At 70.6% G+C, this 15,174-nt stretch carries 9 protein-coding genes; 1 reads left to right on the top strand and 8 read right to left on the bottom strand.

Features of this window, described 5'->3' with window-relative positions; all coding sequences use genetic code 11:
• Positions 1-81: 81 nt before the first annotated feature.
• From ACMXGY_RS00045 to gyrB, 3 genes are all read right to left on the bottom strand, one after another.
• A complete protein-coding gene (locus ACMXGY_RS00045) occupies positions 82-1,098 on the bottom strand; it encodes a DUF3566 domain-containing protein (protein WP_483774851.1) in 1,017 nt (338 codons plus the stop codon).
• Positions 1,095-3,800 carry a DNA gyrase subunit A gene (gene gyrA / locus ACMXGY_RS00040; RefSeq protein ID WP_483774850.1) on the bottom strand — a complete coding sequence of 902 codons (2,706 nt, stop codon included), beginning with the start codon at positions 3,798-3,800 and terminating at the stop codon, positions 1,095-1,097. Before gyrA ends, ACMXGY_RS00045 begins: the two co-directional genes overlap by 4 nt.
• Before the next feature lie 198 nt (positions 3,801-3,998).
• On the bottom strand, positions 3,999-6,110 hold the full coding sequence (gyrB, locus tag ACMXGY_RS00035) for a DNA topoisomerase (ATP-hydrolyzing) subunit B (RefSeq protein ID WP_483774849.1): 2,112 nt from the start codon (positions 6,108-6,110) through the stop codon (positions 3,999-4,001).
• Between the two features lie 535 nt (positions 6,111-6,645).
• On the opposite strand from gyrB, the gene ACMXGY_RS00030 reads away from it, so the two are divergent.
• Positions 6,646-8,202 carry a hypothetical protein gene (locus ACMXGY_RS00030; RefSeq protein ID WP_483774848.1) on the top strand — a complete coding sequence of 519 codons (1,557 nt, stop codon included), beginning with the start codon at positions 6,646-6,648 and terminating at the stop codon, positions 8,200-8,202.
• A gap of 96 nt (positions 8,203-8,298) precedes the next feature.
• Here ACMXGY_RS00030 and ACMXGY_RS00025 read toward each other — a convergent pair whose 3' ends face one another.
• The 5 genes from ACMXGY_RS00025 to dnaA form a co-directional block, all read right to left on the bottom strand.
• Positions 8,299-8,811: a DciA family protein gene (locus ACMXGY_RS00025; protein ID WP_483774847.1), complete on the bottom strand. Its 513-nt coding sequence runs from the start codon at positions 8,809-8,811 to the stop codon at positions 8,299-8,301.
• Positions 8,812-9,256: 445 nt separating this feature from the next.
• Complete coding sequence (locus ACMXGY_RS00020) at positions 9,257-10,591, bottom strand: DNA replication/repair protein RecF (RefSeq protein WP_483774846.1); 1,335 nt, start codon at positions 10,589-10,591, stop codon at positions 9,257-9,259.
• 33 nt (positions 10,592-10,624) lie between these two features.
• The gene (gene gnd / locus ACMXGY_RS00015; RefSeq protein ID WP_483774845.1) at positions 10,625-11,563 is read right to left on the bottom strand and encodes a phosphogluconate dehydrogenase (NAD(+)-dependent, decarboxylating); all 939 of its coding nucleotides are present in this window, start codon (positions 11,561-11,563) and stop codon (positions 10,625-10,627) included.
• A 48-nt stretch (positions 11,564-11,611) separates the two neighbouring features.
• Positions 11,612-12,742, bottom strand: a complete 1,131-nt coding sequence (gene dnaN, locus ACMXGY_RS00010) for a DNA polymerase III subunit beta (protein WP_483774844.1) — start codon at positions 12,740-12,742, stop codon at positions 11,612-11,614.
• 823 nt (positions 12,743-13,565) lie between these two features.
• On the bottom strand, positions 13,566-14,984 hold the full coding sequence (gene dnaA / locus ACMXGY_RS00005; RefSeq protein WP_483774843.1) for a chromosomal replication initiator protein DnaA: 1,419 nt from the start codon (positions 14,982-14,984) through the stop codon (positions 13,566-13,568).
• Positions 14,985-15,174 lie beyond the last annotated feature (190 nt).

The following is a 15,174-nucleotide window of genomic DNA, read 5'->3' as shown; positions in this document are numbered from 1 at the left end:
GCAGCGCTTGAGATTACCCCACCGGGACCCGCAGACCCAAACCGAGAGGCCGCGGGAACCGGCAGCGGGTCCCGTGGAGCGTCAGTCGTCCGTCAGCGTGAGGTGCACGCCGCCCACGAGCGCGGCGACGATGTTGTACAGGAACGCCATGATCGTGGAGAGCGCCGTGATGATCACCACGTTGATCACGCCGAGGAGGGTCGCGAGCGAGATCACACGACCGAACTCGACGAACTGGAGGATGTCGACGTTGTTCTCCTCGCCGAGGACCTGCGCGACGAGCTCCTCGAGCTTGAAGAAGACCTGCATGCTGTCGAGGACGTACCAGACGACCGCCGCGGCGACCACCGTCATGATCCCGATGGCCACCGCGAGGAGGAAGCCCAGCTTCATGGCCGACCACGGGTCGACGCGCGACACCGCGAGACGCACACGGCGAGGGCCGCCGTCCTGCCGGACAGCGGGCGTCGCACCCGTCGCCGTCCCGACGGCGGGCGTGGCGCCCGTGACCGGGCTCGCGGTCCCCGTGACGCCGGCCGCGGAGTAGTGCATCGCGCCGCCGTTCGAGGACTCCGTCGACGTCGCAGGAGCAGCGCCGGCGGCGGTGCCCTGGGCGGTGGAGGGAGAGGTGGTCGTCGGCACGCGCCTCACCGTCCTGTCGTCGATCTCGTCGTCCTGGGAGCCCTCGGTCTCTGCCGGGGCCGCCGGCACCGCGGCCGACACCTTCTTCGCAGCCGTCTTCGCCGCGGCGATCGCCGCCGCAGCGGCCTTGACGGCGCCTGCACGGGCGACCGCGACGCGGCTCTCGCCCGACGCCCTCTCCATCCCGTCGGCGTCGACCGTCGAGCCCTGTGCCAAGCCCTGTGCCGAGCCCTGGACCGGGGGAGGCGGCGGGGGAGGCGGCGGTGCCGCGGTCGCGGCAGCGCGTGACGCGCCGTTCGGCGTGCCGTTGCCCGTACCCGGGGACGACCCGTTCGACGAGCCGTGACCGTTCGACGACGGGTCGACCGCCGGACGCGACGAGCTCGTCGTCGCGTCGGGCCGCGGGACGGTCAGCTTCGGCGTGATCGTCGGCGGTGCGTTCTTGTCGCTGCTCATCTGGTTTCCTCGGTGGTTCCGGGGGCCGTCTCGTCGCCGCCGGCCTCCTCGGCCGTGGCGCTCGGGTCGATGCTCCGTGCACTGCTCGGGTCGGGCTCGTGCGGGGCCGTGCCGGTCCCGTCCTCGTTCACCACGGTATCCCGATCCTCCCCGAGACGACGCTCGACGTTCCGCGCGACCGCGATGATGCGGTCGCCCTTGTCGGGCTTCGCGAACGTCACCCCCTGCGTGGTGCGACCGGTGAGGTTCACCTCGCCGACCGCGGACCGCACGATCTTCCCCCGCTCCATGATCACCAGCACCTCGTCGTCGGCCTCCGTCACCAGAGCCCCCACGAGATCTCCACGAGCCTCCACCAGATTGGCGACCTTGATGCCGAGCCCACCGCGCCCCTGGACGCGGTACTCGTCGATCTGGGTGCGCTTCGCGAAGCCGCCCTCCGTCACGACGAACAGGTCCGAGCCCTCTCGGACGACGTCGGCCGAGAGCAGTTCGTCGTCGGCACGGAACTTCATGCCCGTGACCCCGGACGTCGCACGGCCCAGCGGACGCATCGTGTCGTCGTCCGCGGTGAACCGGATCGACTGGCCCTTGCGCGAGACGAGGATCAGGTCGTCCGTGGCGTCCACGAGCAGGGCCGCGACGAGCTCGTCGGGAGTGCCGGCGTCGTCCTCGCGCAGGTTGATGGCGATGAGCCCCCCGGAGCGCGGCGAGTCGTACTCCGTGAGCCGTGTCTTCTTCACCAGGCCGCGTCGTGTCGCGAGCACGAGGTACTCCGCGGCGTCGTAGTCGCGCAGGTCGAGGACCTGCGCGATCTTCTCGCCCGGCTGGAACGCGAGCAGGTTGGCGACGTGCTGGCCCTTCGCGTCGCGACCGCCCTCGGGCAGCTCGTACGCCTTCGCCCGGTAGACGCGCCCCAGGTTCGTGAAGAACAGCAGCCAGTGGTGCGTCGTCGTGACGAAGAAGTGGTCGACGATGTCGTCCTCGCGCAGCTGCGCGCCGCGCACGCCCTTGCCGCCACGCTTCTGCGCCCGGTAGTTGTCCGACCGCGTGCGCTTCGCGTAGCCGCCGCGCGTGATGGTGACGACCATCTCCTCCTCGGCGATGAGGTCCTCGATCGAGACCTCGCCGTCGAAGGGGAGGATCGTCGTCCGGCGCTCGTCGCCGTACTTGTCGACGATCTCCCGCATCTCGGTGCCGACGATCTGCCGCTGCCGCTCCTCGGAGGCGAGGATCGCCTCGTACTCCTTGATCTCCCGCTCCAGCTTGTCGTGCTGGTCGATGATCTCCTGGCGCTGCAGCGCGGCGAGGCGCCGCAGCTGCATGTTGAGGATCGCCGTCGCCTGGACCTCGTCGATGTCGAGGAGACCCATCAGCCCCTCGCGGGCCTGGTCCGCGTCGGGAGAACGGCGGATGAGCGCGATGACCTCGTCGAGCGCGTCGAGCGCCTTGAGGTAGCCGCGGTAGATGTGGATCGCCTTCTCGGCCTCGCGCAGCAGGTACTGCGTGCGACGGACGACGACGTCGAGCTGGTGCGCCGTCCAGTGCCGGATGAACGCGTCGAGGCTCAGCGTGCGCGGGACGCCGTCGACCAGCGCGAGCATGTTCGCGCCGAACGTGTCCTGCAGCTGCGTGTGCTTGTACAGGTTGTTGAGGACGACCTTCGCGACGGCGTCGCGCTTGAGCACGACGACGAGGCGCTGGCCCGTTCGGCCCGACGTCTCGTCACGGATGTCCGCGATGCCCTGCATGCGGCCGTCCTTGACGAGGTCGGCGATCTTCGCGGCGAGGTTGTCCGGGTTGACCTGGTACGGCAGCTCGGTGACGACCAGGCACACGCGCCCCTGGATCTCCTCGACGTTGACCACCGCGCGCATCGTGATCGAGCCGCGGCCCGTGCGGTAAGCCTCCTCGATGCCCTTGTGCCCGAGGATCGTCGCGCCCGTCGGGAAGTCCGGGCCCTTGATGCGCAGCAGGAGTGCCGCGAGCAGCTCCTCGCGGGACGCGTCCGGGTTGTCGAGGTGCCACTGCACGCCCTCGGCGACCTCGCGCAGGTTGTGCGGCGGGATGTTCGTCGCCATGCCGACGGCGATGCCCGCCGAGCCGTTGACGAGCAGGTTCGGGAACCGGGCCGGGAGGACCGCCGGCTCCTGGGTGCGGCCGTCGTAGTTGTCCTGGAAGTCGACCGTGTCCTTGTCGATGTCCCGGACCATCTCCATGGCCAGCGGCGCCATGCGGCACTCGGTGTACCGCGGGGCCGCGGCCGGGTCGTTGCCGGGGGAGCCGAAGTTCCCCTGGCCCGCGACCAGCGGGTAGCGCAGCGACCAGTCCTGGACCAGCCGCACGAGCGCGTCGTAGATCGCCGTGTCACCGTGCGGGTGGAACTTGCCCATGACGTCGCCGACGACGCGCGAGCACTTCGAGTACGACCGGTCCGGCCGGTACCCGCCGTCGTACATCGCGTACAGCACGCGCCGGTGCACCGGCTTGAGGCCGTCGCGCACGTCCGGCAGCGCGCGCCCGACGATGACGCTCATCGCGTAGTCGAGGTACGACCGCTGCATCTCGAGCTGCAGGTCCACCTGCTCGATCCGCCCGTGGTGCACCGCGACGGCCGTCCCGTCGGCGTGCACGATCGCGTCGCCCGCGTCGCCGTCGCCAGGAGCCGTGGGCTCGATCTCGGGGTTCTGCTCGTCGGTCACGATCTACCTCGTTCGTTCGTCTCGTCGTGCGTCGTGGTTCCGTCGTGCGCTGTGGTCGGGTCCGCGGGTGGTGCGCCGTCGGCGCTCGGGCTGGCCGCGCTGTCGCCCTGGTCCGTCGGCTGTCCGTTCACGAGCGCGGCTTCTACGCCCTTCGCATCCGACGCCGCACCACCCGCTCGTCCGTCGGCGCGCCGCGGCTCAGATGTCAAGGAACCGCACGTCCTTCGCGTTGCGCTGGATGAAGCTGCGGCGGGACTCGACGTCCTCGCCCATGAGGACGGAGAAGATCTCGTCGGCCGCGGCGGCGTCGTCGAGCGTGACCTGGTTGAGGGTGCGGTGCTCGGGGTCCATGGTGGTGTCCCACAGCTCGGAGTAGTCCATCTCGCCGAGACCCTTGTAGCGCTGGATCCCGTTCTCCTTGGGGATCCGCTTGCCGGCGGCCTGCCCGGCGGCGAGGAACGCGTCGCGCTCCTTGTCGGAGTACACGTAGTCGTGCGGCGCGTTGGACCACTTGAGGCGGTACAGCGGCGGCTGCGCGAGGTAGACGTGGCCGTTCTCGATGAGCGGCCGCATGTACCGGAACAGGAGAGTGAGCAGGAGCGTCGCGATGTGCTGACCGTCGACGTCGGCGTCGGCCATGAGGACGATCTTGTGGTACCGGAGCCTGGCCAGGTCGAAGTCCTCGCCGATGCCGGTGCCGAACGCCGTGATGATCGACTGGACCTCCTGGTTGGACAGGGCCCGGTCGAGGCGCGCGCGCTCGACGTTGAGGATCTTGCCGCGGATCGGGAGGATCGCCTGCGTCCGGGGGTTGCGCCCGCGCACGGCCGAGCCGCCCGCGGAGTCACCCTCGACGATGAAGATCTCGCACTCCTCGGCGCGGTTCGACTGGCAGTCGCGCAGCTTGCCGGGCATGCCGCCCGACTCGAGCAGGCCCTTGCGCCGGGTCGCCTCGCGCGCCTTGCGGGCAGCGAGACGGGCCTGCGACGCCTGGATCGCCTTGCGGATGACGTCGCGGCCCTCGCCGGGGTGCGAGTCGAACCAGTCGTTGAGGCGCTCGTTGACGACGCGCTGGACGAACGTCTTCGCCTCGGTGTTGCCGAGCTTGGTCTTCGTCTGGCCCTCGAACTGCGGCTCGCCGAGCTTCACGGAGACGACGGCGGTCAGTCCCTCGCGGATGTCGTCGCCCGTGAGGTTGTCGTCCTTCTCCTTGAGGATGCCCTTGTCGCGCGCGTAGCGGTTGACCAGCGAGGTCATCGCCGCGCGGAAGCCCTCCTCGTGCGTGCCGCCCTCGGTGGTGGAGATCGTGTTGGCGTACGTGTGGACCGACTCCGAGTAGGCGTTCGTCCACTGCATGGCGATCTCCACGGAGATGCGCCGCTCCGTGTCCTCGGACTCGAAGTCGATGACGTCCGGGTGGACGAGCTCGACCTTCTTGGCGCCGTTGAGGTGCTTGACGTAGTCGACGAGGCCGCCGTCGTACTTGTAGCTCACCGTGCGGGCGGCCGGCTTCGACGCGCCCGACGACGCGTCGCCGCCCCTCGCGGTCGTCCCGCCGTCGGCGTCGCCCGCCGTCGTGCCGTCGCCACCGGTCACCTCGTCGCCCGTGTCGAGGTGCGCGGGCCGCTCGTCGGTCAGCGTGATGCGCAGTCCCTTGTTGAGGAACGCCATCTGCTGGAACCGCGCGCGCAGGGTCTCGAAGTCGTACTCGGTCGTCTCGAAGATCCCCGGGTCGGCCCAGAACGTCTGGGTGGTCCCGGTGGCCTCCGTCGGTTCGCCGCGGAAGAGCTCGCCCGCGGGCTTGCCGCCGTCGACGAACTCCTGACGCCACGCGTAGCCATCGCGCTGGACCTCGGTGACGACGCGGGTCGACAGCGCGTTGACGACCGAGATGCCCACGCCGTGGAGACCGCCCGACACCGCGTAGCCGCCCCCGCCGAACTTGCCGCCCGCGTGGAGGATCGTCATGACGACCTCGACGGTCGGCCTGCCCTCCGTCGGGTGGATCGCGACGGGGATGCCACGACCGTTGTCGACGACGCGGACACCACCGTCGGCGAGGAGCGTGACGTCGATCGTGTCGGCGTGCCCTGCGAGGGCCTCGTCCACAGAGTTATCCACAACCTCGTACACAAGGTGGTGAAGGCCACGTTCGCCCGTCGAGCCGATGTACATGCCCGGACGCTTGCGGACCGCCTCCAGACCTTCGAGGACGGTGATGTTGCTCGCGTCGTAGCCGCCACCCGTGGGCGGGGCCGCGGGAGCGGGCGCCGTCGGGTCGGTGATGGCGGTCTCGGTGTGCTCTGCCACGGGCAGGACTGCTCCTCGTCGTCGTGCACCCGGCGGCCGGATCTTGCGGAAGCCGTCGCGGTTGCTCATAGGTTCCGGGCCCGCACCGCCGTCTGCGCCAGCTCCACGCGACGAGGAACGACCACGCCGACGAGGGCTGGTCGTGCCCCCTCGAGAGGGCTGCGCGAGCGAGTGGTGACAAGACCCGGAATGACCTCCCCAGTCTACCCGCCACGACCCGAAATCCGCGGATCCTGGCCCTCCTGGGGACATCTTCGGGCGAGTTCCCGACGCGATCCGCGCCGTGCCCACGGAAGTCCTCCACACAGTTATCCACAGGGTTGTCCACCGTCCCGCTGCGAGGCGCCCACCGTCGATCCGCAGGTCTCGCTCGAGGCCGCTTCCCGGAAGGTCACGAAGGGGTCTCACCTCGCAAGTCGGCTATCTACCTTTCGCGCGATAAGTGGTCTAATACCACACACAATCATGATTCGCGCGTCGTCCGCGCTCGAGTGGTCGACGCGCGGGCGCCCACCCCTGAAGGGACCCCTCCTCCGTGAAGAGACTCCTCGCGAGCGCCGCGGCGACAGCGCTCGCTCTCGGCGGGCTGCTGGTGGCCACCGCGGCACCCGCCTCCGCCCACAGCGGCGAGCCCACCGCCGACTGCTACGGCCTGGACGTCAAGCTGTGGGCGTACGCCCGCGACAACGGACTGACCGTCGTCATCGACGGCAAGACTCTCGAGCCGCGGAGCTTCGACCGCAGCTTCGAGAAGACGTACGAGCTCGACCCGACGCAGGACCACACCTGGAGCGTCTCGGTCGACGCGTCCGACTCGAAGCAGTACGACAAGAGCTGGGACGGCACCACGACCGCTTGCGAGGCGCCGGAGGGGCCGAACCTCGTCCAGGTCGGCGTGTACGTCTACCCGAAGCTCGACGCGGGGAAGCCGGCGGCCTGGGAGAACTCCGGCCACCAGAAGATCGTCACGAGCGGCGAGACCGAGCGCCCGGAGTGGGGCAGCAAGGAGTGGGTCGTCACGCCGCTCGACCTCGACGACGTCCTCGCCGTGGCGAGGACCATCGACGAGGACGTCACCGTGCCGGAGCTGTGCACGGCGTGGGGGGTGCAGCAGGACCTCGTCGACCTCCCGAACGGGCTGGACGACCTGCCGACCGACATCGAGTACTCGCCCGAGGGCCATCACCTCAACCCGTTCCCCGACGGCACGCTCCTCGACTGGGTCCACCAGGAGCTCCCGACGTTCCTCGGCGACGAAGCGTGCGACACGCCCGACGATGGGCAGGAGGTCCCCTCTGCGCCGGCACCGGTGCCGGCGACGCCCGTCGTCCCTGAGCCGACCGAGGTCTGTGGCGCCGACGTCACCGACCTGACGCTCCCGAGCGAGTCCGCGGAGTTCCGCTACACGCACGTCGCCGAGGGCATCCTCGCCGAGCCGAAGAGCGAGACGGTCACGTTCTCCGAGGAGACCGGGACGCTCGGATACGTCCTCGCCGAGGACGGGCGCAGCGCGCTCTTCCCCCTCGCCGCGCTCGTGCCCTCGGACGAGGAGTGCGCGCTCGTGCCGGGCGCCATCGAGTCCGTGTGCCAGGGCGACGTCCCCTACCTCGGCTACGCCGTCGAGCTTCCGGCGGGCACGACCGTCGATGACGAGACGCCGCTGACGATCACGTTCCTCCACCCGAGCGGCGGCGAGAACTACGTCGTCACGGACCAGCCTCTCAGCGGGACGATCCTCTGGCCGGGCGCCTCGGCCGAGGAGCCCAAGCAGTGGCCCGGGTTCGTCCGCAACGAGGACGGCTCGTACACCGAGACCGAGGGGAACTACGCGTGGACGCGGGACGGCGTCGAGGTCCTCTTCGAGGTCAACCCGTCCTACTCGACCGTCGTGACGTACCCGCCGGCCACGAGCGCGTGCGCGAACCCGCCGGTCGCGCCCGTCGCGGCCGAGGACGTCGCCGCCCCGGCAGCGGGAGACGGAGCGCAGCTCGCGTCGACCGGCGCGACCGTCGCCGGTGCGGTCGGCTTCGCCGCGCTGCTCGTCGGCGGAGGGGCCCTCGTGTTCTGGCTCCGCCGTCGCGTCCAGGCGTGACGACCGCCGGTCGTCCCTGACGACCGGGTGACGCAGGGCCCGCCGCGACCACGGTCGCGGCGGGCCCTGCGTCGTCTCGGAGGGCGCGTGCCCCGCTCAGCCCCAGGTGTCGCGCGGGCCCGGGCCGCGGACGGACTTCTTGCCGCGCCGGAAGCTGGGACCGGCAGGGCCCAGCACGGTCACCGTCTCCACCACGCCCTCCCCGACCTCCTGCGCCAGGCGCTCCAGGAGACGCGGCGTCAGCAACCGCACCTGCGTCGCCCACGCCGTCGAGTCCGCACGTACGACGAGCACCTTGTCCTCGAACGTCTCCGGCTCGCAGTGGTCGGCCACCTGGTCGCCGACGACCTCCCGCCACCGACCAACCACGCCACCGACCGACACGTCCGCGACCCAGTCTCGCTCGCGCAGCAGGTGCGCGAGGACGTCGGCCAGCCGCTGCGGGTCGCGACCGCTCGGCCGCGCGCCCGACGACGGCGCGTCCGCCAGGATCCGACGCCGCGGCTCCTGCCCCGGGCGCAGCCCCTTCGCCCGCGCAGCCGCCTTCGCCCGGTTCAGCGCTTGCCGAGCGACCTCCGCCGGTGGCGTCAGCTCCACGACGTGCCCCACGGGCACCCCGGTCGCCCGCGGCACCTCGTCGGCACTCAGGTCGGCGTGGTCGGCTCCGCCAGCGGGATCCTCGCTCTTCGGCGCGTCACCCTGGGAGGTCGCTCGCGTTCCCGAGGTCCCAGCCCCCGTCGCGCGCGGAGGCGTCTCACCTGGGGACGGCTCACGCGCTCGCCAGGCCGCGGCTGCTGCCGCGCCGCCAGCCGGCGCCAACGGGTCCGACGACGACCGGCCTACCCGGGCGTGCGAAGGATCGCCCGCACCGTCGTCGACACCCGTTGTGGATGGCCAGGTTGATCCCCCGTCGTCCAGCTCGAAGAGGTGCGACGACGTGCCGAGAGCCGGGACCTCGTCGTCTCCGCCCGGGAGCATCCCGGGAAGGTGAGACGGCACGGCGGGGGAGGGAGGCGGCACGGCGTCCCTCGCCTCCCGCGACGCAGCGTCGTCCTCACTGCTCGTCACGGGTCACCGTCCCGTCGTGGACGGAGTACCGCGCGCCGTCGAGCAGGGACGGGACGTCGTCGGGCACCGCTGCGGTGATGATGACCTGGCCGGCGTCGGCGACGAGCTCGGCGAGCCGCTCACGACGGCGGACGTCGAGCTCGGCGAAGACGTCGTCCAGGACGAGGATCGGCTCGCCGTCGGGACCCCACTGGTCCGCCCACAGGAGGGACTCGAGCCCCGGCGGGGCGCCGTCCTTGAGGAGCCGGTAGGACGCGAGCCGCAGCGCGAGCGCGAACGACCACGACTCGCCGTGGCTCGCGTACCCCTTGGCGGGCAGACCGCCCAGGGTGAGGACGAGGTCGTCACGGTGCGGACCGACGAGGTTCACGCCGCGCTCGATCTCCTTGCCCCGCACCGCCTGCATGGCTCCCAGCATGCGCTCCTCGAGCGTCGGCACGCCCGGGATGGCCGACGACGGCGCGTCCGACAAGCCGGACCGCTCACCGCCGTCCTGACCGGCGGCCGAGTCGTCGACGGGCGCCGCATCGTCGTCGAGCGCCTCGTCGACCGAGGACCGGTAGGTGACGAGCGCCTTGCCCTGTCCCGCGCTGACCTGGTCGTACGCCTCGGCCACGTAGGGCGCGAGGGCTGCGACGAGCTGCAGGCGCAGCGCCATGATCTCGGCACCCAGGCTCGCCAGGCGGGTGTCCCACACGTCGAGCGTCGCGAGGGCCGAGGTGACGTCGTCGACGACGGGTGCCTCGCCGTCGGGCACGGGCGGTTCCGGCGCGGGCCGTGCGCGACGTGACCCACGGCCGCGCCCGCGGAGGGCGGCCGCGGACTTGAGGAGGGCACCGCGCTGGCGCAGGACCCGGTCGTAGTCGGCGAGCAGCCCGGAGACGCGGGGCACGAGCAGGACCGCGAGCTGGTCGAGGAAGCGTCGCCGGCCGTCGGGGTCTCCCTTGACGAGCGCGAGGTCCTCGGGCGCGAAGAGGACGGTCCGGACGATCCCCAGGACGTCGCGGGGCTTGGACGCGGGGGACCGGTTGATGCGCGCGCGGTTCGCCTTGCCCGGCGTGATCTCGAGCTCGATCGTGCTCGCGCGGTCGCCGCGCACGACGCGCGTGCGCACGACGGCGCGCGGGGCGCCCGCCCGGACGAGGGCCGCGTCGCCGGCCACGCGGTGGCTCGCGAGCGTCGCGACGTAGCCGATCGCCTCGACGAGGTTCGTCTTGCCCTGCCCGTTCGGGCCGACGAGGGCGTTGACACCCGGGCCGAGCTCCAGGTCGACGGACCCGTAGGAGCGGAAGTCGACGAGGGACAGGTGCGAGACGTACATGCGGGAGCGTTCGGGGGTGGCGACGAGAGTCGGTCAGGCGGGAGGCTCGAGCGGGCCCGCGCCCGGGGACGCCGGCCCGGCGGCCTTGACCGCGTGACCACCGAACTGCTGGCGCAGCGCCGCGACGGCCTTCAGTGCGGGGGACTGCTCCTGGCGCGACGCGAAGCGTGCGAAGAGCGCGGCGGAGATCACAGGGAGCGGGACGGCGTTGTCGATCGCCTCGTCGACGGTCCACCGGCCCTCGCCCGAGTCGTCGACCCAGTCGTCGATCGCGGCGAGCTGAGGGTCCTCCTCGAGCGCCTTGACGAAGAGGTCGAGGAGCCACGACCGCACGACGGTGCCCCGCGTCCAGGCCTTCATCGTGCCGTGGACGTCCTTGACGACGTCGCTCTTCGCCGCGAGCAGCTCGTAGCCCTCGGCGTACGCCTGCATGAGGCCGTACTCGATGCCGTTGTGGACCATCTTGGCGAAGTGTCCCGCGCCCACCTCGCCGGCGTGGACGAAGCCTTCGTCACGGGGTCCGTCGGGCCGCAGCGCGTCGAAGACCGGCATGGCCGCCGCGACGAGTTCCGCGTCGCCACCGACCATGAGGCCGTACCCGTTCTCGAGGCCCCACACGCCGCCCGAGACGCCGACGTCGAGGTAGCCGACGCCCTTCTCACGCAGCTCGCCGGCGCGCGCCTGGTCCTCGGCGTAGTGCGAGTTGCCGCCCTCGATGACGACGTCCCCCTCGCCGAGGAGGCCTCCCAGCTCCGTGACGACGCCGCGCGTCGGCTCTCCCGCGGGGACCATGACCCACACGATGCGCGGCTCGTCCTGGGGCAGTGCCGCGACGAGCTCGCCGAGCGACGCGACGTCGGACACCTCGGGGCGCGGGTCGTAGCCGGTGACCTCGATGCCTGCGGCACGGATGCGCGCACGCATGTTGTTGCCCATCTTGCCGAGACCGACGAGTCCGATACGCGTGACCATGCGGGGTCCTCCGTGGGAGTGGTTCCGTGCGGGTGCGGTGCGGGGCCGTCAGCCGGCGAAGCGGATGGGGACGAGCAGGTAGCGGTAGTGGGACGAGTCCTCGCCGTCCAGGGAGTCCTGGCCGGTGAACTCGACGGGCTTGTTGGGGTGCGTGAAGCTCAGGCGGACGAAGTCTGTGCCGAGCGCGCCGAGCCCGTCGAGGAGGAACTGGGGGTTGAACGCGACGGAGATGTCCTCACCCACGAGGACCGCCTCGAGCGCCTCGGAGGCCTGCGCGTCGTCACCCTGGCCGGCGTCGAGGACGACCTGACCGTCCGTGAACGACAGGCGGATCGGGGTGTTGCGCTCCGCGACGAGCGCGACGCGCTTCGCCGCGTCGATGAGCGGCGCCGTCGGGACGACGGCGTGGATCGGCGTCTCGTCGGGGAAGAGGCGGCGCACTGCGGGGTAGTCGCCGTCGACGAGCTGGGACGTGGTGTGGCGGCCGCCGGCCTCGAACCCGATGAGGTCCACCCCGGCCCCGGTGTTGAGCCCGACGTTGACCAGGCCCGAGCTCCCGAGGGACTTCGCGACGTCGTTCAGGGTGCGGGCACGCACGAGCGCGACCGCCGAGAAGCTCGGGGTGACCGGCGTCCACGTGAGCTCGCGCAGCGCGAGGCGGTACCGGTCCGTCGCGAGCAGGGTGATGCGCTCGCCCTCGATCTCGACGCGCACCCCGGTGAGGAGGGGAAGGGTGTCGTCGCGGCTCGCGGCCACGGTCACCTGCGCGACGGCGTTCGTCAGCTCGTCGCCGGACACCGTGCCAGAGAGCTCGGGCATCGCAGGCAGCGCCGGGTACTCGTCCACAGGCATGGTGAGGAGCGTGAACCGGCTGGCGCCGCACGTGACGATCACCTTGTTGCCCTCGAGCGCGACGTCGACGGGCTTGGCGGGCAGCGCACGAGAGATCTCGGCGAGGAGGCGGCCGGAGACGAGGACCGTGCCGGGCTCGCTCACCTCAGCAGGGATCTCTGAGCGGGCGGAGACCTCGTAGTCGAAGCTCGACAGACCGATCGTGCCCGACGCGTCGGCCTCGAGGCGTACGCCTGCGAGGACGGGAGCGGGCGGGCGGGTCGGCAGGGTCCGCGCCGTCCAGGTCACCGCGTCGGCCAGGACATCACGCTCAACCCGGAACTTCATCCCACACCCTCTCGTCCCTACGCCCAGGATCGGACTCGATCTTCACATGTACCTCGCGGGTACGCCCTGACGCGACCCTGTCGTGGATGAACCCTACGCGAGGTGAGGTGCCGGAGGAACTGGAACGAGCGCTCGTCCGTGCCCCTGGAGAGGATGTGGAGGGACGGCTCCGGCCGGCCCGGAGGCACCGTCGACGCGCAGTGGGTCCCTCGTCGCTCGGAGCCTGATGAAGGCGTGTGGAATTCCCCCTTTGATCACGTTAGTCGTCGTCATAGGGGTTGTGGAACCAGTGGATATCCGGTCTTTGTGCAGGTCAGGGCGCCTTTTTGCGTGTGGACGAACCGGTGGGGCCGCTGTGGGAAAGTCGCAGGCCCTGTGGGCAGCCGATTCGTCCCCACATGTCGTCCACCGATGAGGAGGTCGTCGTCCACACGAACGGGCCCTTCGTCCACAGTTATCCACAGTGATGTGGACGTTGCTGTGTACGGAACGCCGTCCACAGCGGCCTGTTGATGACGCTTGTCCACAGGAGAAACGGGGAAAACCCGAGAGATCACGCGCTTCCCGGACGTGGGTGCCCACCTGTGGTCGCCAGTGGGACGCCGGATCGCGCGGATGTCACAACCCACAGCGAGCCTGTGGATGACTGTGGACAACTCGACCCACACGCTGTGTACGAGAGGGTGTTTCCGGTGATGAGAAGGCACTTCTCGACGGCACGACCCGGATATCCACAGATCTGTGCACGGCGGTGGGGATCGCTGTGGACCCGGCGCGTCGTCGTCGACGGCCGGGTCTTGTCCGGTGGTCAGGGTGGGCAGCGTCAGCCGCGGTGCTGCTGCTTGATCCGGCTCGTGAGCTCGGTGACCTGGTTGTAGGTGGACCGTCGCTCCGCCATCTGCTCGGTGATCTTGCGGTTCGCGTGCATGACCGTCGTGTGGTCTCGTCCGCCGAACTGCTGGCCGATCTTGGGCAGCGAGAGATCCGTCAGCTCGCGGCACAGGTACATGGCGATCTGCCGGGCCGTCACGAGGACGCGGGACCGGGAGCTGCCGCAGAGGTCCTCGATCGTGAGGCCGAAGTACGCGGCCGTCTGCGCGATGATCGCGGCGGGCGTGATCTCGGCGCTGTCCTCGTCGGTGATGAGGTCCTTGAGGACGATCTCCGCCAGCGGGAGGTCGACCTGCTGGCGGTTGAGGTTCGCGAACGCCGTGACACGGATCAGGGCGCCCTCCAGCTCGCGGATGTTGGTCGAGATCCGCGACCCGATGTAGGAGAGCACGTCGTCGGGAGCCGCGAGGCGCTCGCTCGACGCCTTCTTGCGGAGGATCGCGATGCGGGTCTCGAGGTCCGGGGGCTGGACGTCCGTGATGAGCCCCCACTCGAACCGGGACCGGAGCCGGTCCTCGAACCCGTTGAGCTGCTTGGGCGGCAGGTCGGACGTGATGACGACCTGCTTGTTCGCGTTGTGCAGGGCGTTGAACGTGTGGAAGAACTCCTCCATCGTCTGTTCCTTGCCCTGCAGGAACTGGATGTCGTCGATGAGCAGGACGTCCACGTCCCGGTAGCGCCGCTGGAACGCGCCGGCCTTGCCCTCACCGATCGAGTTGATGAAGTCGTTGGTGAACTCCTCGGAGTTCACGTAGCGGACCCGCACGTTCGGGTAGAGGTTGTGGGCGTAGTGACCGATCGCGTGGAGCAGGTGGGTCTTGCCCAGGCCCGAGTCGCCGTAGATGAAGAGAGGGTTGTACGCCTTCGCCGGGGCCTCGGCGACCGCGACGGCGGCCGCGTGCGCAAAGCGGTTCGACGACCCGATGACGAACGTCTCGAAGACGTACTTCGGGTTCAGTCGGCTCGGTTCCGCCTGCGGGCGCGGGGGCGGGGGCGGGGGTAGGTCGGGCAGACCGTCGTCGGGCTCGATGTAGGGCCGCTCGACGGCGGGGCGCGCTGCGGGGGTGGACACGGGCTCCGAGCTCAGCTCGGGGTCCACGGTGATGCCGAAGCGCACGTCGCGGCCGAGGCACGACGACATGGCGGTGACGAGCTCGTCACGCACGCGCGTCTCGAGGTAGGTGCGCGTCTGCTCGTGCGGCACGGCGATGAAGACCGTGTCGTCGAGGATGGCGAGCGGTTTGGCGAGCCGGATGAACGCGATCTGGCGAGGCGTGATGTCAGGGCTCGCCTCGAGGATGCTCAGGGTCTGCGCCCAGACGTCGGCGATGTTCTCGTCCGGGTTGGCCACGGGCGGTTCCTCACGGGTCGAGGGCGTGCGTCGGACGGCGGTCTGGTCCGGCGAGCGGGCGCTCGGAGGACGGCGGACGACGAGTGCCGACGAGAAGGTCACGGATGGTGTGATGCTGGGGTCGATCGTGCCACGTCAAGCCCTCATCCACATAGTTGTCCACAGGCTGTGGGTTACTACCGTGAGGAGG

This window comes from Cellulosimicrobium sp. G4 BAM 1002 (assembly GCF_057126935.1).
The sequence above is the reverse complement of the archived record's forward strand: the minus strand, read 5'-3'. Positions and strand labels throughout refer to the sequence as shown.

Coding starts and splice junctions, on each gene's coding strand:
- ACMXGY_RS00045 (WP_483774851.1), bottom strand. CDS start 1,098: ATGAGCAGCGACAAGAACGCACCGCCGACGATCACGCCGAAGCTGACC.
- gnd (WP_483774845.1), bottom strand. CDS start 11,563: ATGGTCACGCGTATCGGACTCGTCGGTCTCGGCAAGATGGGCAACAAC.
- dnaN (WP_483774844.1), bottom strand. CDS start 12,742: ATGAAGTTCCGGGTTGAGCGTGATGTCCTGGCCGACGCGGTGACCTGG.
- ACMXGY_RS00020 (WP_483774846.1), bottom strand. CDS start 10,591: ATGTACGTCTCGCACCTGTCCCTCGTCGACTTCCGCTCCTACGGGTCC.